Source organism: Shinella sp. WSJ-2 (assembly GCF_003432075.1).
Classification (GTDB): Bacteria; Pseudomonadota; Alphaproteobacteria; order Rhizobiales; family Rhizobiaceae; genus Shinella.
Window position 1 is genome coordinate 189,313 of the sequence record NZ_QWBU01000007.1, and the last position, 17,553, is coordinate 206,865.

Annotated in this window: 15 protein-coding genes; 2 read left to right on the plus strand and 13 right to left on the minus strand. The window is 61.4% G+C overall.

Translation table 11 applies throughout. The features are described 5' to 3' along the window. Positions 1 to 4: 4 nt before the first annotated feature. On the plus strand, positions 5 to 736 hold the full coding sequence (lexA, locus tag D0Y60_RS16970) for a transcriptional repressor LexA (RefSeq protein ID WP_117371140.1): 732 nt from the start codon (positions 5 to 7) through the stop codon (positions 734 to 736). A gap of 145 nt (positions 737 to 881) precedes the next feature. Here the strand turns inward: lexA and D0Y60_RS16975 are convergent, their stop codons facing one another. Further along, complete coding sequence (locus tag D0Y60_RS16975; protein WP_245409210.1) at positions 882 to 3,410, minus strand: ComEC/Rec2 family competence protein; 2,529 nt, start codon at positions 3,408 to 3,410, stop codon at positions 882 to 884. 305 nt (positions 3,411 to 3,715) lie between these two features. On the opposite strand from D0Y60_RS16975, the gene gltA reads away from it, so the two are divergent. Continuing rightward, on the plus strand, positions 3,716 to 5,005 hold the full coding sequence (gene gltA, locus D0Y60_RS16980) for a citrate synthase (RefSeq protein WP_117371142.1): 1,290 nt from the start codon (positions 3,716 to 3,718) through the stop codon (positions 5,003 to 5,005). A 32-nt stretch (positions 5,006 to 5,037) separates the two neighbouring features. Here gltA and lpxB read toward each other — a convergent pair whose 3' ends face one another. The 12 genes from lpxB to tsf all read right to left on the minus strand — a co-directional run bounded on the left by lpxB (position 5,038) and on the right by tsf (position 17,296). Then, positions 5,038 to 6,216 carry a lipid-A-disaccharide synthase gene (gene lpxB / locus D0Y60_RS16985; RefSeq protein WP_117371143.1) on the minus strand — a complete coding sequence of 393 codons (1,179 nt, stop codon included), beginning with the start codon at positions 6,214 to 6,216 and terminating at the stop codon, positions 5,038 to 5,040. Positions 6,217 to 6,220: 4 nt separating this feature from the next. Next, on the minus strand, positions 6,221 to 7,072 hold the full coding sequence (locus D0Y60_RS16990; RefSeq protein ID WP_117371144.1) for an LpxI family protein: 852 nt from the start codon (positions 7,070 to 7,072) through the stop codon (positions 6,221 to 6,223). A gap of 5 nt (positions 7,073 to 7,077) precedes the next feature. Then, positions 7,078 to 7,893, minus strand: a complete 816-nt coding sequence (gene lpxA, locus D0Y60_RS16995) for an acyl-ACP--UDP-N-acetylglucosamine O-acyltransferase (RefSeq protein ID WP_117371145.1) — start codon at positions 7,891 to 7,893, stop codon at positions 7,078 to 7,080. Continuing rightward, positions 7,890 to 8,357 carry a 3-hydroxyacyl-ACP dehydratase FabZ gene (gene fabZ / locus D0Y60_RS17000; RefSeq protein WP_117371146.1) on the minus strand — a complete coding sequence of 156 codons (468 nt, stop codon included), beginning with the start codon at positions 8,355 to 8,357 and terminating at the stop codon, positions 7,890 to 7,892. Before fabZ ends, lpxA begins: the two co-directional genes overlap by 4 nt. Next, positions 8,350 to 9,417 (minus strand): UDP-3-O-(3-hydroxymyristoyl)glucosamine N-acyltransferase, encoded by a 1,068-nt coding sequence (gene lpxD, locus D0Y60_RS17005; protein WP_117371147.1) that lies wholly within the window; start codon positions 9,415 to 9,417, stop codon positions 8,350 to 8,352. Before lpxD ends, fabZ begins: the two co-directional genes overlap by 8 nt. A 50-nt stretch (positions 9,418 to 9,467) precedes the next feature. Then, positions 9,468 to 11,807 carry an outer membrane protein assembly factor BamA gene (gene bamA, locus D0Y60_RS17010; RefSeq protein WP_117371148.1) on the minus strand — a complete coding sequence of 780 codons (2,340 nt, stop codon included), beginning with the start codon at positions 11,805 to 11,807 and terminating at the stop codon, positions 9,468 to 9,470. A gap of 239 nt (positions 11,808 to 12,046) precedes the next feature. Continuing rightward, on the minus strand, positions 12,047 to 13,180 hold the full coding sequence (gene rseP / locus D0Y60_RS17015) for an RIP metalloprotease RseP (protein ID WP_117371149.1): 1,134 nt from the start codon (positions 13,178 to 13,180) through the stop codon (positions 12,047 to 12,049). A gap of 37 nt (positions 13,181 to 13,217) precedes the next feature. After that, complete coding sequence (locus tag D0Y60_RS17020; RefSeq protein ID WP_117371150.1) at positions 13,218 to 14,051, minus strand: phosphatidate cytidylyltransferase; 834 nt, start codon at positions 14,049 to 14,051, stop codon at positions 13,218 to 13,220. Further along, positions 14,051 to 14,797 (minus strand): isoprenyl transferase, encoded by a 747-nt coding sequence (locus D0Y60_RS17025; RefSeq protein ID WP_117371151.1) that lies wholly within the window; start codon positions 14,795 to 14,797, stop codon positions 14,051 to 14,053. The genes D0Y60_RS17020 and D0Y60_RS17025 overlap by 1 nt, the downstream gene beginning before the upstream one ends. A gap of 41 nt (positions 14,798 to 14,838) precedes the next feature. Continuing rightward, entirely contained in the window at positions 14,839 to 15,399 is a 561-nt protein-coding gene (frr, locus tag D0Y60_RS17030) for a ribosome recycling factor (protein ID WP_117371152.1), read from the minus strand. A gap of 60 nt (positions 15,400 to 15,459) precedes the next feature. Then, the gene (gene pyrH, locus D0Y60_RS17035) at positions 15,460 to 16,182 is read right to left on the minus strand and encodes a UMP kinase (protein ID WP_117371153.1); all 723 of its coding nucleotides are present in this window, start codon (positions 16,180 to 16,182) and stop codon (positions 15,460 to 15,462) included. Between the two features lie 187 nt (positions 16,183 to 16,369). Further along, positions 16,370 to 17,296, minus strand: a complete 927-nt coding sequence (tsf, locus tag D0Y60_RS17040; RefSeq protein ID WP_117371154.1) for a translation elongation factor Ts — start codon at positions 17,294 to 17,296, stop codon at positions 16,370 to 16,372. Positions 17,297 to 17,553: the final 257 nt, after the last annotated feature.

Genomic DNA, 17,553 nt, shown 5'->3' on the forward strand with positions numbered 1-17,553 from the left:
TGCCATGCTGACGCGCAAACAACAGGAACTGCTCCTGTTCATTCACGAGCGTATGAAGGAATCCGGTATTCCGCCGTCTTTCGACGAGATGAAGGATGCCCTGGATCTGGCCTCCAAATCCGGCATCCACCGTCTCATAACAGCCCTTGAGGAGCGTGGCTTTATTCGCCGCTTGCCCAACCGCGCGCGGGCGCTGGAGGTCATCAAGCTTCCTGAAGCCTATGCGGCGGCGAGTCAGCAACCCCGCCGCGGCTTCTCGCCTACGATCGTCGAAGGCAGCCGCGGCAAGCAGCCGGTCGCGCCGACACCACCGCAGCGGGTCGCTGCGCCGCAATCGGATGTCATGTCCTCTTCGGTCTCGGTGCCCGTCATGGGCCGGATCGCCGCCGGCGTACCGATCTCGGCCATCCAGAACAACACGCATGACATCACTGTCCCCGCCGAAATGATCGGTAGCGGCGCTCACTATGCGCTGGAGGTCAAAGGCGATTCGATGATCGAGGCTGGCATCTTCGATGGCGACACGGTCATCATTCGCGATACCAGCAGCGCCAATCCCGGTGAAATCATCGTGGCGCTCGTTGACGATGAAGAAGCCACATTGAAACGCTTTCGCCGCAAGGGTGCGTCGATCGCACTCGAAGCCGCCAACCCCGCCTACGAAACCCGCATCTTCGGACCGGATCGCGTGAAGATCCAGGGCAAGCTGGTGGGCCTTATCCGGCGCTATAACTGAACACACCTCACTAGAGGCGCTCGTCGGCTAGCTTGCGCTCAGAGAGTGCGTAGCTACTCTATCAATTATGCGCCTTGATATGAAGGACGCCAGGCTTGCGGTTCTGGGACTGGTTTTCTAGATTTTGCCAATCCAGATGTTGGACTCAAAAATCGTTCGAGCTAGTCGCCGCGGCTTCTTCGACCTCGCCTTGGGGTCTACTCTGGGCACGGTCTCCCTCGGCGTTGCTGGTCGCGTAAGTTCCGGTTCGCCAGTCGTAGGTGCGGTGGCGCGACCATGGGCGATCCAGCGTTTCGACGGCAGGCGTGATGCTGGCTTCGAGTACGAAGGGAGCATTTTCCTCCTCGCCGGGGATGATCTCCAGAGCTCCGGTTCTCCGCAGGTGACGGGCGGTGATGAGCTTGGCGCCGGAGCGGCAGGCAGCGATCCGAAGCGGCACCTGCGTGACGACGAGGTCTGCGAGATCACACGCGATGCCGAGGAAGGCAACGTCTTCCAGCGTAACGATACGCCATTCGTTTGGTGAAACGGCCACGCAGAAAGCCTTGTTCTCGCAGATGAAATCCGCCTGCTTTGCCGCCGTCGCGAGCGCGGACAGCATGGCCGCTTTCGCCCTTTCGCGATTTGCCTTGTGGCGTGACGATTTTCGCTTTTTCGTGGTTTCGACAGCGGCAGCTTCCTCTTCAACTGTCAACCCGGCGGTCTTTCTCATCGTCGGCTTGATGACCTCGCCCAGCCGCAAGGCCCGGCGCCATTGCGCATAGATAAAATCCGGCGGCCTGGCACGGTTAATCGCAATGCCACTGTCGCGCAGGATGGCGACGAGGCGACCGTCTTCCGAGATCAGGACCTCGGGCCTTCTGTGATCACCCGGCCAGAAGGCGATGCCAATGCCGATCAGCACAAGGAATGTTCCGGCATGGCGAAGGCGCGTGCGCAGGATGCAGACCAGCCCGCCTCCGAAGCCGATCAATAGAAAGGCCGTGGGCGGAATGCGGCCAGTGACGATCTCGCCCTTCCAACTCGCCACCCAGTTGGACAGGGCGATCATCCACTCGATCCCCTTGCCCATGATGGCGAAGGGAACGGCATCCAGCCCGAAGGGCATCAGCAGTACAGCGACGAGGCCGAAGGGCATGACTATGGCGCTTATGGCGGGCATGGTCAGAAGGTTACCAGCCAGCCCATAAGCCGGAATCCGGTTGAAGTGGCCGACCGAATAGATCAACGTCGAAAAACCGCCGATCAGCGAAGAAAGGACCAATCCACCGAGGAAGCGGCCGGCCGAACCGCCCGCGGTCGGCAACACCCCGCCCCGGCTCTCCGGTTTCACCGGCCGTTCGCGCCATGCCGCATAGCCGGCGACAAGTCCCAGCGTTGCGGCATAGGACATCTGGAAACCGGGATTGGTGACCGCCGACGGCGTGACCACCAAAATGAGGATGGCCGAAAGCGCGACATTGCGCAGGCTGATCGCCGACCGGCCGAACAGAACGGCGACGAGCATAACGCAGATCATAATCCACGACCGAACTGCCGAAATCGCCCCGCCCGAGACGAGAATATAGAGCGTCACCATAACGAGCGCTCCGGCGGCGGCAATTTTCTTTGCCGGATATCGCTCGGCAAAGCCGGGAATGAGCGCCATAAGCATGCGTGCGCCGACGAGAAACGTGCCGGCCGCCAGCACCATGTTGAGCCCCGATATCGCCAGCACATGGGCCAGCCCCGCCTGCCGCAACGCCTCCACCGTTTCCGGGCTGATCGCACGCTGTTCGGCTGTCACCAGGGCGGCGGCGATAGCGCCGGCATCGCCGCCGATCCGGCTGCGGATATGCTCGGTCAAATTGTTGCGCCATGTCGCAATTTCCCGCCGGATCCGCTCTTCAAGACCGGCCGGTTTCGCTGCAACCTGTTGCGGTGCTTTGTAGAAATAGCCCACCGCGCCATTACCGGCGAAATAGGCGTCGAAGGCGAAATCGTTGAGCCCGACCAACGCGGGGCCGGAGGGCGGATTGAGCCGTGCACGACCGGCAATGCCACCGCCGATTGGGATCGGTTCGTGCAGGTTGCGCGCGAGAATCGTCACAACATTCGGCGCTCGTTTTAGGATGGGATCATGTGTTGCCGTCAATGCAATGCGGTAGCGAATAGCGCCCCGCTCGTCGCTTTCGCGCGACAGCACGCGGCCGGTAATCTGCGTGGTCACGGGTGCGTCGAGCAGGACAGTATCAAGCCGTGCGCTTTCGAAGGCTGCAAGCAGCATGCCGATAGGAACGAGAAATGCCGCCCCCGCGGCGAGCGCCAGCCAGTTCTCACGGTGGCGCAGGCGCCAGGCGGGCCAGAAGGCGGTACAGGAGAAAAGAAAAAGGGCGAGAACAGAGGGATCGGAGAGGGCGGCAAACCAGAGAGCGGCTCCCACCCCGAGGGAGACCGGTACGAACAGAAAGAAGTGGCCATGTACCCGCTCCTCAGCAAAGGCAGCGCGCATGTTTTTGGGTGGAAAAAGGGTGTGACGAAGCCGGCCTTCGACCCTTCTCAGAGCGGCAGGCAAGGCACCGCCGTGCGGCACGTCATCGAGTACACTTGGTAGGGATGGGACGTCGGAAAACGTTCGCCAGGCGTCGGCCTCGCGCAGTGCCTCCCGTTTCTCCGCTTCCTTCACCCTGGCCATGAACCCGGCCCCTTTTTCTGCCACCATAATGCAATCAGCCGCAAAAATCTTCAATCAACAGTAGGCGAATAAAATACTAAGCCAGCAAGATAGGATGCGCCCTCCGCAATTGCGCGGACACGCGCAAAGGTTGCTTGCAACTTCGTCGAAAGGGTAGATATTGCGTTGCCGGAACGCCTATTTTCGCAGTGCACAATTTGCCTTTCGTATTGCTTGGCAGAGCACCGTAAATGGGCTAGCAAAACGAGCATGTTCATGGGTGCGGCACAACTGCGTGCCACCATTCGAAACAACGGAGGATCGTCATGACAGGAACTAGCGCGGGTGTATCGATCGGTGGGAAGACAGTCGAGCTGCCGACGCGATCCGGGACGATCGGCCCCGATGTGATCGACATCGGCACGCTCTACAAGAATACCGGCGCCTTCACTTACGATCCTGGTTTCACCTCAACCGCATCCTGCGAATCGAAGATCACCTATATCGACGGCGACGAAGGCGTACTGCTGCATCGCGGCTATCCCATCGACCAGCTGGCGGAACATGGCGACTTCCTGGAAGTCTGCTACCTGTTGTTGTACGGCGAACTGCCGACGAAATCTCAGAAGGACGATTTCGATCATCGCGTGACGCACCACACCATGGTGCACGAGCAGATGAGCCGATTCTTCACGGGCTTCCGTCGCGATGCCCATCCGATGGCCGTTATGTGCGGTTGCGTCGGCGCGCTGTCGGCTTTCTATCACGACTCCACCGACATCACGGATCCGCACCAGCGCATGGTCGCGTCGCTGCGCATGATCGCCAAGATGCCGACGATCGCTGCGATGGCCTACAAATATCATATCGGCCAGCCGTTCGTTTATCCGAAGAACGACCTCGACTACGCGTCGAACTTCCTGCGCATGTGCTTTGCCGTGCCCTGTGAAGAATATGTTGTGAACCCGGTTCTGGCCCGCGCCATGGACCGCATCTTCATCCTGCATGCCGACCACGAGCAGAACGCCTCGACCTCGACCGTTCGTCTTGCCGGTTCCTCGGGCGCCAACCCGTTTGCCTGCATCGCGGCCGGCATTGCCTGCCTCTGGGGGCCGGCCCATGGCGGCGCCAATGAAGCGGCACTCAACATGCTCGCCGAAATCGGCTCGGTCGAGCGCATTCCCGAATATGTCGCTCGCGCCAAGGACAAGAACGACCCGTTCCGCCTGATGGGCTTCGGCCACCGCGTGTACAAGAACTACGATCCGCGCGCCAAGATCATGCAGAAGACGACGCATGAGGTTCTCGGCGAGCTCGGCATCAAGGACGATCCGATGCTGGAAGTCGCGATGGAACTCGAGCGCATCGCGCTGACGGACGAGTACTTCATCGAGAAGAAGCTCTACCCGAACATCGACTTCTATTCCGGCATCACCCTGAAGGCGCTGGGCTTCCCCACCACCATGTTCACCGTGCTCTTCGCGCTCGCCCGCACGGTCGGCTGGATTGCCCAGTGGAACGAAATGATCGAAGACCCGGAACAGCGCATCGGCCGTCCGCGCCAGCTCTATATCGGCGAACCGAGGCGCGATTACATGCCGGTCTCCAAGCGCTGATCGCAGAGATCCCTAAAAATAGCAAAGCCCGGTCAAAACTGACCGGGCTTTTTTGTTGCGAGAAGATCGAGGATCACCGTCGCCCCGGTCTCTCCCGGCGGACGCGCCGTCTGCATGCGGCCATAAACGAGGTCATAGCCTTCCAGCATGGCGCGGCGTTCCGCAGTCTCCGCCGACAGGCGCTCGAACCAGCGTGCGAGGCTGCCGGGGCGGACCTGCTCGTTCAGATATTCCGGCACGACCGTGTAATCCGCGATGAGATTGGGGATCGCTGCAGTCCATATCTTGATCTTGCGCAGGAAAAGATTGGCGAGCCAGTCGAACCTGTAGGTGGAGATGACGGGCACGCGGGCGAGCGCGAGTTCCAGGATAACTGTGCCGGATGCTGCAATCGCCGCATCCGCCTGCGCAAAGGCCTGCCACTTCTCGTCCTGCGAGACGGTGATGACGGGCTTTACCGGCCAATCGGCCGTCAGCCTCCGCACCAGCGCCTCCTGACGCGGCACGGTGGGCAGAAGGAAACGAATGCCGGGATTGCGGGCGGAAAGCTCACGGGCTGCATCGCCGAACACCGGAAGCAACCGGGTGATTTCCGTGGAGCGCGAACCGGGGAGCAGCAGGCACGTTTTTTCGGAAGGGTCGTAATCGGTCCGGCCAAGCCTTGCATCACGAACGTGCTGGACCTGCGGATCGCTGACCAGGCGATGGCCGACATAGACGGTCTCCGGGCCGCCGAGGCGCTGCATGGCGGCGGGTTCGAAGGGTAGCAAGGCGAGCACGCGATCGACGTAGCCGCGCATGCGCGGAGCGCGCTCTTCCTTCCAGGCCCAGACGCTCGGGCAGACATAGTTGACGACCGGCAGGTCCGGCAGGGCCTTTCGCACGCGCCGCGCGACGCGATGGGTGAAATCCGGGCTGTCGATAATGACGAGCACATCGGGGCGGGCGGCAATCAGGGCGTCTGCCGTCTGCCGAATGCGGCGCAGCAGCGACGGTAGGCGCTTCAGGACCTGCGAAATACCCATGATGGAGAGTTCGGAGAAGTCGAACAGGGATTTCAGGCCCTGCCGCTCCAATGCGTCCCCGCCGACCCCGACAAGGTCGACAGGGCCTCTATAGGTCTCCCGCAGCGCCGCGATCAGATCGCCACCCAGGAGATCACCGGAGACTTCGCCGGCAATGATGCCGATCCTAAGCGCCTTGTCCGCCATGCCTTCACTCCGTTCGCGATGGCGCGATGCCGGTGACGAAAAGGCCGTGCGCGTTCGCCTCCGCCACCACGGCGGCTCGCTCCAACACCAGCGAACGACCGGCCTCAATGGCGATACCGGCAAGGCCGGCGGCTTGCGCCCGGCGTAGAGTTTCAACTCCGATCGAAGGCAGGTCGGCGCGCAAGTCCTGTCCCGGCTTGCAGAGCTTGACCAGCACGCCCTTGCGCCGCTGGGAAATGCGCCCCTCGGCGCGCAGCTGCGCCACGCGCTCCAGCATGCCGTCGGTGCCTTCGGCGCCCTCCAGCGCCACAACACGGCCGCCGACAGCGACGGCACCCTGCCCCACGTCCAACCGGCCGAGCGCCAATGCGGCGGCGGCGGCGGCGGTGATATCGCCTTCTGCGGCAGTATCCGGCGCGACGGCTCCAAGCGGACCTTCCGAGCCGAGGAGATCCGGCACGATTTCATGCGCCCCGACGACGCGGACTCCCTCGCTCTCGATCAGGCGGATGACCATTTTCAAAACGGTGTCGTCCCCGCCTTTCACGAGCGTGCGCACAATCGACGGAACGGCAAGCAGCGCCTTCCAGGGCGCGTGAATATCCCGCCATTCGGGCCTGCGGCGCACGAAGCCGGAGAGCACGGCACGGTCGACGCCCTTTTCCCGGAATGCGGCGCCGATACCGGCATAGTTGCCGATGGAAATCACCTCATGATCAAAGCCGGACCAATTCTCGCCGGATTCGTTGCTGAGAGCCAGGATATAAGGATTTTCGCCGCGGGTACGGGCGGCGTCCGCCACATAGCGCGGCAACATGCCGCCGCCAGCGATGATGGCCAGCCGGCCGTCCGCCATGCCGGTCAGCCCTTGCCCCGGTTGGGCGAAGAGAGCGCCCGGTCGCTGTCTGCGGCGATGAAATCGAGGATATGCATGACCGGAACGCTGCCGGCATAGTCATCCCTGATCGCTGCAGCATTGGTGCGGATCGAGCCCTCGCCTTCGAAGATTTGCTTGAAGGCGCGACGAACCTCGTGGATCGCCGCCTTTTCCATGCCGGAGCGGCTCATGCCGACGACATTGAGGCCACCGAGAATGCCCGGATTTCCGTTCAGCATGCCATAGGGAATGACATCGTAGGACACCGCCGAGAGGCCGCCGATAAAGGCCTGTCGGCCGATGCGGGTGAACTGGTGCACTGCCGAACCGCCGCCCAGGATCACGCGATCTTCGACCACGACATGACCCGCCAGCATCACATTGTTCGACATGACGATATGGCTGCCGAGAATGCAATCATGCGCCACATGGGAATTCGCCAGGAAGAGATTGTTATCGCCAATAACAGTCTTGCCGCCGCCTTCGGTCGTGCCGGTATTGACCGTCACGCCCTCGCGAAAGGTGCATTTCTCGCCGATTGTGAGGGTCGTTTCCGCCCCGTCGTGATTCAGGCTCTGCGGATCGCCGCCGATCACCGCATTGGAAAAGACGCGGCATCCGCGGCCGACAACCGTGCGGCCGGTGACGACCGCATGCGCAAGAAGTTCCACATCATCGTGAAGAACGACCTTCGGCCCCACATAGCCGAAGGGGCCGACGACGACGTTCTCGCCGATGACCGCTCCGTCTTCCACGACGGAGAGCGGATGGATCTTCGCGCTGGCGGCAATCATTTTCAGGCGTTTTCCTTTTTCACGATCATCGCGCCGATATCAGCTTCCGCGACAAGTTGCCCATCAACTTTTGCATCGCAATGAAACTTCCAGATATTACCGCGCTGCTTCTGCTTGACGACATGGAACTCGACGCGGTCACCGGGCACGACGGGCTTGCGGAAACGGGCATTGTCGATCGTCATGAAATAGACGAGGTTCGAACCCGAACGCGATTTGCGCGCGCAGATCGCACCGGCCGTCTGCGCCATACCTTCGATCAGCAGGACACCGGGCATGATCGGGTGATCGGGGAAGTGGCCCATGAACTGGGGCTCGTTCACCGTGACGTTCTTGATACCGATCGCCGAATTGTCGTCGTCGATCTCGATGATCTTGTCGACGAGCAGAAACGGATAGCGGTGGGGAAGCAGCGTAAGAATCTCACGCAAATCAGCCACGCCGAGCGTCGCCTTGGTTTCCTCACTCATTGTTGCCCCCCTTTTTCTGGACTCGTGTGCTGGAGCGCGTGACGATCTCCGCCATGTCGCGCAGGAAATCGCGCATCGGGCGGGCCGGAACCCCGCCGTATTTCTCGCCCGCCGGAATATCGGCAATGACACCGCTCATCGCGGCGATCTGCACGCCGTCACCGATGGTGATGTGGCCGTTGATGCCGGACGCGCCGCCGATCATCACGCCATCGCCGATGCGCGTGCTGCCGGCAATGCCGACCTTGCTGACAATGCCGCAATGGCGGCCGATGCGCACATTGTGGCCGACCTGGACCTGGTTGTCGATCTTCGTCCCCTCACCGATCACTGTATCGTCCATCGTGCCGCGGTCGATCGTCGTATTAGCGCCGATCTCGACATGATCCTGGATGATGACGCGGCCGATCTGTACAATCTTGATCATGCCGGGCCTGAGGCCGGGCGCATAACCAAAACCGTCCTGGCCGATGCGGGCGCCGGGATGGATGATGACATTGTTGCCGATGAGCGCACATTGGATGGTCGCGCCAGCAGCAATGGTGCAGTCGCGTCCGATCTTCACATTCGCCCCGATGGTCGCACCGGCGCCGATATGGCTGCCCTCGCCGATCTCTGCACCCGCGCCGATAACAGCCATGGGCTCGATAGCGACGCCCGGTTCGAGGCGCGCGGCGGGATCGACATAAGCTGCCGGGGAAATCGAAGCCGTCGCGGAAGTCATAGCTTCCGGCCTCATTGCGGCCGGATACAGCAGCTCACCGGCCCGCGCGAAATCCGTGTGCGGACGCTTTGAGACCAGAATGGCAATATGAGCGGGAATAAGGGAGATCAGCGCGCGGTCGCAAAGGATCGCTGTTGCCTCACTCGTTTCCAGCTCGGCGCGAAATTTGCGTGACAGAATATAACAGAGGTCGCCATCTTTCGCCCGGTTGACGGGCGAAACACTGCGCACGATGCGATCGGCATGCGCAGCATCGGCAAGTTCCGCCCCAAGCGCGCTCGCAAGGTCACCCAGACGAAGACCGTCGTGGGGCGGAAAAAACCGGGTATGCTCCATCGGCAAGTCTCCAGAACGTCCATGTGCTCTGAGGTTCTGGACGGCCGTCGTCAGAACTGCGTCGCGATACCGAACTTGAAGCGCTGTACGTCGTCGTACTTTTCCTTCTTGATCGGAATAGCATAGTCGAAGCGCAGCGGACCGAACGGTGAGGCCCAGATCACACTGGCACCGACGGAAGCACGCAGGCTCATATCCGTACCTTGCAGCTTGTCCGAAGCGGCAGTCTTGACCTCATTGCCGTACAACGTACCAGCATCAACGAAGACCGCACCACGGAAGCCGGAGTCACGTGCGATACCCGGGATCGGGAACGACGCTTCGGCAGATGCGGTGAAGTAGGTCGTGCCGCCGATCGAGTCGCCGGTCGATGTCGCGCGCGGGCCGATGCCGCCCGATTCGAAGCCGCGAAGGTCGTTGGCCGACAGCGTGAACTGGTCGTACACCCGCGTCGTCCCGAAGCCCCACATATGGCCACCACTGACGGCCAGCGAACCGATCACATCGGCATCTTCCATAAGCGTATGGAAGTAACGGGCCTTACCGTAGATCTTGTAATATTCGGAATCGCCGCCAAGGCCGGCAACTTCCTGTGTGACCTGAGCGAAGATACCATCACGCGGCAGCGTGCGATCGTCGATCGTGTCGTAGGTGAAGCTGTGCGAAACAGCCGAACGCACCCACGGGCCATTCTTCACGACATCCCAATACGGCGTGGAGAGATCGGGATCGTCAACTTTCAGAGAAGAGTTGTAATCCAGCCGCGCATAGTTGTAGCGCAGCGTCGTCGACAGGTCTTCGGTGATCGGTGCCGTCACACGCAGGGTAAAACCCTTCGTGTTGAGCGTGTAGTAATCTTCGCTCTCGTCCTTGTTGCTGAAGATATCAAAACCTGCAGCGAGGCGGTAGCCAAGGAAATAGGGCTCGGTGAACGACAGGCTGTAGTCACGCGAGTGTCGGCCAGTACCGGCAGCGACACGGATGTACTGGCCACGGCCGAGGAAGTTCTTCTCCTCGATCGAAGCTTCAATCTTGAAGCCGCCATTCTTGCCCGTCTCGTAACCGGCGCCGATGCCGAACGAGCCCGTCGACTGGTCCTGAACATCGACGACGAGCACGACGCGGTCGGACTGGCTACCCGGCGCCGTCGTGATGTTGACCGACGAGAAGTAACCGAGCGCTTCCAGACGACGCTTGGCGCGCGTGATGACTTCCTGGTTGAAGGCGTCGCCTTCACCGATATCGAACTCGCGACGAATGACATAATCACGCGTGCGGCTGTTACCGCGGATTTCGATGCGTTCGACATAGGCGCGCTCGCCCTGGTCGACAAGATAGTCGACGGCGATCGTGCCATTGCCGAGGTCGCGGTTGCCGCGCGGCGTTACGCGGGCGAAGGGGTAACCGGCAGCAGCGACGCGCTGGGAAATGGCAGACATCGAGTCCTGGACGTCTTTTGCGCGGTAGGTCTTGCCTTCACGGGTCTCGATGAGGCCCTTCAGCTCTTCCGGATCGATCCCTTCGACGGTCGATTCGACATTCACGCCACCGAAATTGTAGCGCTGACCTTCGTCCACCGTGAAGGTCACGACGTATTCGTTCGAAGCTTCATCCAGCACGGCTTCCGAGGAGACAACGCGGAAGTCGGCATAGCCGTTGTTGAAGTAGAACTGGCGCAGCGCCTCTTCGTCGGCGCGCAGCTTCTCTTCGCTGTAGACGTCCTTACGGGTCAGGAACGACAGGAAGTTCGACTTCTTGGTGACGATGACGGCCTGCAGGCGGCCATTGCTGTAGGCCTGGTTACCGACGAAATTGATCTGCGAAATCTTCGTGCGATCACCTTCATCGACGACGAAAGCCAGGTTCACGCGACCGTTGCCGAGCGGATAGGTCTGCGTGGTGACCGTGGCGTCACTGCGGCCGATCGAGGCATAGGCGTCACGGATCGTCTGCTTGTCGGCTTCGATCGCGGTTTCGCTGTACGGACCGAGCGACTGCGAACGCAGCAGGCCCATCAGCTTGTCGTCCTTGATCTTCTTGTTGCCGTTGATGACAACCTGGTTGATCAGCTGATTTTCATTGACGGTGACGACGAGCGTGCTGCCGGAAACCGAAATCTTGACGTCCGAGAAATAGCCGGTCGCAAAGAGGCGGCGCACAGAGGCGTCGATATCGGCATTGGAGAAGCTTTTGCCGGGCTGGATGGTGACGTTGGCCTTGACCGTTTCGGCGCTCACGCGATCCGCGCCGCGGACCTGGATGCTGCGAATCGTGGCCGCTTCCGCGACGGATGCGGAGACAAGCGTGGCAAAAGAGCCGCCCGTGACAACCATACTGGCCGACAATGCAACGGCCGACACGGCGTTCAAAAAGTTTGAACCAGCTTTCATCTTCACTACTTACCTTCGTTTCAACGTCCCGGCGGGAGTGCACCCGAGTCCGGTCACGTTTGCCGTTTTAACCGCTTTTGCCATACAAGCAAGGTCACGCGTTAATTTCTGTTTACTTCAATTCAAACCGTGGCCCTAAGGCCACTACCTGCGTTTCATTACGGTAAACAGACCCTTAGCATTCACACCTGCGGCAGGCGGCTCCCCTTATCTTCCTCATCCGGCGAAAGCCGGCACTCTCAGCCCAGAAGCATCGAAATGTCGTTCCAGGTCGCAAAGACCATCAGCATAAGCACCAGCGCCATGCCGATGCGAAATGCGATCTCCTGCGCCCCGGGCCCGACAGGTCTGCCCCGGATTGCTTCCACCGCATAGAACATCAGATGGCCGCCATCAAGTACCGGAACCGGCATCAGGTTCAAAAGTCCAATGGAAACAGACAGAACGGCGGCAAGCTGCAGCACGGCGGCAACACCGAGTGTCGCCATCTGGCCGGAGGCCTGCGCTACACGGATAGGACCACCGAGCTGGTCAGCTTTCATGCGGCCGCTGATAAGATTCGACAGGTAGTCGAATGTGCCCGTTACGATATGCCAGCTCTGGAGAACGCCCTGCCCCACGGCTTCCACCGGCCCATATTCGACAACACGGAAGTTGCCCGTCTCCTGATTGGTGACGATGCCGATCAGCCCGAGTTCCATCTTGTTGCCAAACTGGTCGGTGATCTCGGTACGCTGCGGCGTCATCGGCAGGTCAAGGTCCGCGCCGTCGCGGCGCACGGTGACGGTGATCTTCAGTTCCGGCCGCACGCTGACATAGCGGCGGACGTCGTCGAATGTCGCGACCGGATTGCCGTCGAGCGCCACCAGCAGGTCGCCCTTCCGGACGCCGGCGGCTTCTGCGGCACTGCCCGGCCGCACTTCCGCGACGATCGGATCGGCGACCTGGCGACCGTAGATGGAAAACATCACCGCAAAGATGGCGATGGCCAGAATGAAATTGGCGATGGGACCGGCTGCGACCGTGATGGCGCGTTTCCACAGGGCAGCGCCCAGGAAGGTGCGCTTGCGCTCGGCTTCCGGCAGGGTGGCGAGCGCATCATAGTCGGGAATGGAGGCAGCATCCTCGTCGCCGAGAAACTTCACATAGCCGCCGAGCGGGATCGCTGAAAGCTTCCAGCGGGTGCCGTGCCTGTCGTTGAAGCCGATAAGTTCCGGCCCGAAGCCGATGGAAAAGGCCGTGATGCCGATGCCCGACCAGCGGCCAGCCAGATAGTGCCCGAGTTCGTGAATGAACACGATCAGCGTCAGCACGAGCAGGAAGGGAACGATATAGCCGGTCAAGAAAGCGACCGAGCCCGTCAGCATATCCATGTTTCAGTCCCCAGTCTTTCGTGAATACGGGCGCGGGTTACGGGCCGAAAAGGAACACGCCCGCCGGCGCGTTTGCGGCACCCGACACGATCGCATCGCCAAGTGCAATGAGGAACGCGGCGAAGCAGGCGAAAACAAGGCCATCAACGCGGTCCATCACCCCGCCATGGCCCGGAATGAGACGGCTGGAATCTTTCACGCCGAACCGGCGCTTGATGAAGGATTCGAAGAGATCGCCGATCTGACTGCAAACGGAGAGAATGAGCGCGATCACAGGGATCCACGGGCCGTTGAGCGGGAAGAAGGCGGCATGCACGAGCGTGCCCGCGACCACAGCCGATACAGCGCCGCCAATGGCGCCGGACCATGTTTTGCCTGGCGAGATGGATGGCGCCAGCTTCGGCCCGCCGATGGCGCGCCCGACGAAATAGGCCAAAATATCCGTTGCCCAGACGACGGCGAAGATGAAGATCATCGCGGCAAATCCTTCGCCGGTGTCGCCTCGGATGGCAGCGAGCGAAATGGCCGTCAGGCCCGAATAGACGATGCCGCCGGCAAGCCAACCATTTTTCGTGACGGCAAAGGCATAGAGAACGCTAAGGACGGTCGCGCTTAGGAGCACCGGCAGCGCCAATTCGTCGAAGCCGAAGATCACGAGGCCGGCAATCCCGGCGACGGTCGCCCAACCGAAGGCGTTACCACGGAAATCCGAATCGGGAAGGCGCGTGATCGTCGACCATTCGTAATAGACGAGCACGGAGATAGCGGCGGCAAGGAGGCGGAAGGCCAGGCCGCCATACCAGGTCGCGGCCAGAACCACGACGGCAAGCACGATGCCGGAGATGATACGCAGGCGAAGTTCAGTCTGCATCAGGAACCAACCGCAAGTGTGGCGGCAGGCTGCAAGCCGCCGAAACGGCGTTCGCGTGCAGCATAACGCGCCAGGGCCGCGCGGAACGTGTCGCGCGTAAAATCCGGCCAGTATTCAGGAACGAACATCAATTCGGCATAGGCCGCCTGCCAGAGCAGGAAGTTCGACAGGCGCTCCTCGCCGCTCGTGCGGATGACAAGGTCGGGATCGGGAATGCCTGCCGTGTCCAGCGAGGCGCCGATCCGTTCGGATGTGAGCTGCGACGGGTCGAGGCGACCGGCAGCGACGTCCTCAGCAAGCCTGCGCACGGTGCGGGCAATCTCGTCACGGGAGCCGTAGTTGAAGGCGATGACCAGTGTGATGCCGGAATTGCCGCACGTCGTCTCCTCCGCTTCGAGAAGCAGCGGCAGGATATCGCTCGACAGGTTTCCCCGATCGCCGATGACACGGATGCGGACATTCTGCTTGTGCAGCACGGCAAGGTCACGCCGGATGAAGGTCTTGAGCAGCCCCATGAGGTCTGAGACCTCGCTTTCCGGCCGGCTCCAGTTCTCCGAGGAGAAGGCAAAGAGCGTGAGATAGGACACACCGCATTCAGCAGCCGTCTTCACGGCCTCGCGCACCGCCTCGACACCCTTGCGGTGCCCCATGGCGCGCGGCAGGCCGCGTGCATTCGCCCAGCGGCCGTTGCCATCCATGATGATGGCGACGTGTGCCGGTACGGTGCTGGGCGAAAGCTGATTCATGGGCAATCCGGAAAAGAGAAAAAATACAGGTGGCGAAGGCCTTAAACCTGCATGATTTCCTTTTCCTTCTCGGCAAGCAAGCGATCGACGTCCAAAATCGTCTCGTCCGTCATCTTCTGCACCTTTTCGGATTGGGCGCGGCTCAGGTCCTGACCGATATCGCCATCCTTTTCGGCTTTCTTAAGGTCATCCATACCGTCACGGCGAACGTGGCGGATCGCGACCTTGGCCTTTTCGGCATAGTCATGGGCGACCTTGACGAGTGACTTGCGGCGCTCCTCGTTGAGTTCCGGCAGCGGAATGCGCAGGTTCTGGCCGTCGATGATCGGGTTAAGGCCGAGATTCGATTCGCGGATGCCGCGCTCGACGGCGCCGACCATGCCCTTGTCCCAAACGGAAACCGACAGCATGCGCGGCTCGGGAACCGAGATGTTGGCGACCTGGTTGAGCGGCACGCGCGAACCATAGGCTTCGACCTGCACCGGATCGAGCACGTTGGCCGAGGCACGGCCGGTGCGCAGCGACGCGATGTCGTTCTTGTATGCGGTGATCGCGCCATCCATGCGACGCTTCAGTTCCTTCAGGTCGATACCTTCACTCATCGGAATACTCCTATTTTCTCACAGAACGGCTGCACCTATGACGCGTGCGCCGACTCAGAATCAGTTGTCGGTTACGATGGTCCCGCGCCCGCCACCGGTCAATATTTCGGCGAAACCGCCCTTTTCATGGATGGAGAAGACGATGATCGGGATGTGGTTTTCACGCGCCAGCGCGACGGCGGCGACGTCCATGACGGCAAGGCCCTTTTCGAGTACTTCGCTATGCGTCAGGCGGTCGAAGCGGGTCGCCGTCGGATCCTTCTTCGGATCGGCGGAATAGATGCCATCGACCTGCGTACCCTTGAAGATCGCTTCCGCGCCCATTTCGGCGGCGCGGAGAGCCGCAGCGCTATCGGTCGTGAAGAACGGGTTGCCCGTGCCGCCGGCGAAGATCACTACGCGGCCGAGAGACAGATGATAGAGCGTCGCGCGCTGCGAGAAGCTCTCGCAGATTTCCGGCATGGCGATGGCCGAGAGTACGACCGTATCGATGTCGAGCTTGCGCAGCGAGGTCGCGAGCGCCAGTGCGTTGATGACGGTCGCAAGCATGCCCATGTGGTCGCCGGTGACGCGATCGCCGCCCTTGGAAGCCACGGCCACGCCGCGGAAGATGTTGCCGCCGCCGACGACGACGCCGACTTCAACGCCCATGGCGCGGGCTTCGGCGATATCGGAAGCGATACGGTCGGCAACAGCGACATCGATGCCGAAGCCCTGCGACCCCATCAGGGCCTCACCGGAGCATTTCAGCAGAACACGTTTATAGATTGGATTGGCCGTCATTGTCGCTCCTGAACTCGTGCGCCTGCTCACCCGATCCGGCCGCCCGGGCGGCAACCGGGGCGATTGCGCAAGGGGCAGCCATGGCCGCAGAGAAATTTCGGGGCAGGCATATCGGCAAGCCGGATACACGAAGGGCGCCACGTTGTCACGCGGCGCCCTCCGGTTTTCCCAAACGGGATAAATAAAATCAGCCCTTGGCGACGGCTGCGACTTCGGCGGCGAAGTCCGACTCTTCCTTCTCGACGCCTTCGCCGAGCAGGAGGCGGGCCATGCCGACGACTTCGATCGGCGCGCCGACGGTCTTTTCAGCTTCCTTGACGGCAGCGCCGACCGTGAGGTCGGGGTTCATGACGAAGGCCTGCGACAGCAGGGCGACTTCTTCGAAGAACTTGCGCATGCGGCCTTCGACCATCTTCTCGATGATGGCATCCGGCTTGCCGGAAGCGCGCGACTGCTCGATGAAGACGTTGCGTTCGCGCTCGGCGACAGCGGCGTCGACTTCTTCGGCGCGGATGGCGAGCGGCGCCGTTGCAGCAACGTGCATGGCAACCTGGCGGCCGATGGCGTTGAGCGCTTCCTTATCGCCGGTCGACTTCAGCGCGACGAGAACGCCGAGCTTGCCGAGGCGGTCAGCGGCAGCGTTGTGGATGTAGGTCGCGACGACGCCGTCTTCGACAGACAGCGCAACCGAGCGGCGCAGGTTCATGTTTTCGCCGATGGTGGCAACGGCGTCCTTGATCGTGTCGGTAACGGTCTTGCCGGTCGCCGGGTAGATGGCAGCACCTACGGCGTCAACGGTGCCGTCGGTGGTGAGTGCCACGTCGGCAACGCCGCGAACCATAGACTGGAAGGCGTCGTTACGGGCAACGAAGTCGGTTTCCGAGTTGACTTCGACGACGACGGCCTTGGTGCCGGCGCTGGCGATGCCGATGAGGCCTTCGGCAGCCGTGCGGCCCGACTTCTTGTCGGCCTTGGCGATGCCCTTGGCGCGCAGCCAGTCGATCGCTGCTTCGATGTCGCCGTCGTTTTCAGCCAGCGCCTTCTTGCAGTCCATCATGCCTGCGCCGGACTTTTCGCGCAGTTCCTTCACCAGTGCAGCGGTGATTTCAGCCATTGTGAGCCTCTTGTCGGTTGTTGCGTGCCGCCGGAAAACCGCGGCGAACTCAAGGTTTTGGGAACGAATGTACCCGGAAATGTGACAGGGTGATGAAGATCACCGCTGGCCTGCCGTTTGAAACCGCGGCCCTAGCGGACCAGATAAACTGACCGTGGGGTCATCGAAAAGCAGGACCTTTAAACAAGCCGAGGCCAGGGATCGTCTCTCTGGCCTCGGTTGAACAGGAAAGAAGGAGCGAAAGTGTCGCTCCGACC

Coding starts and splice junctions, on each gene's coding strand:
- rseP (WP_117371149.1), bottom strand. CDS start 13,180: ATGGATATGCTGACGGGCTCGGTCGCTTTCTTGACCGGCTATATCGTT.
- tsf (WP_117371154.1), bottom strand. CDS start 17,296: ATGGCTGAAATCACCGCTGCACTGGTGAAGGAACTGCGCGAAAAGTCC.
- bamA (WP_117371148.1), bottom strand. CDS start 11,807: ATGAAAGCTGGTTCAAACTTTTTGAACGCCGTGTCGGCCGTTGCATTG.
- pyrH (WP_117371153.1), bottom strand. CDS start 16,182: ATGACGGCCAATCCAATCTATAAACGTGTTCTGCTGAAATGCTCCGGT.
- D0Y60_RS16975 (WP_245409210.1), bottom strand. CDS start 3,410: ATGGCCAGGGTGAAGGAAGCGGAGAAACGGGAGGCACTGCGCGAGGCC.
- lpxD (WP_117371147.1), bottom strand. CDS start 9,417: ATGGAGCATACCCGGTTTTTTCCGCCCCACGACGGTCTTCGTCTGGGT.
- fabZ (WP_117371146.1), bottom strand. CDS start 8,357: ATGAGTGAGGAAACCAAGGCGACGCTCGGCGTGGCTGATTTGCGTGAG.
- lexA (WP_117371140.1), top strand. CDS start 5: ATGCTGACGCGCAAACAACAGGAACTGCTCCTGTTCATTCACGAGCGT.
- D0Y60_RS16990 (WP_117371144.1), bottom strand. CDS start 7,072: ATGGCGGACGGCCGGCTGGCCATCATCGCTGGCGGCGGCATGTTGCCG.
- D0Y60_RS17025 (WP_117371151.1), bottom strand. CDS start 14,797: ATGAATCAGCTTTCGCCCAGCACCGTACCGGCACACGTCGCCATCATC.
- gltA (WP_117371142.1), top strand. CDS start 3,716: ATGACAGGAACTAGCGCGGGTGTATCGATCGGTGGGAAGACAGTCGAG.
- D0Y60_RS17020 (WP_117371150.1), bottom strand. CDS start 14,051: ATGCAGACTGAACTTCGCCTGCGTATCATCTCCGGCATCGTGCTTGCC.
- frr (WP_117371152.1), bottom strand. CDS start 15,399: ATGAGTGAAGGTATCGACCTGAAGGAACTGAAGCGTCGCATGGATGGC.
- lpxB (WP_117371143.1), bottom strand. CDS start 6,216: ATGGCGGACAAGGCGCTTAGGATCGGCATCATTGCCGGCGAAGTCTCC.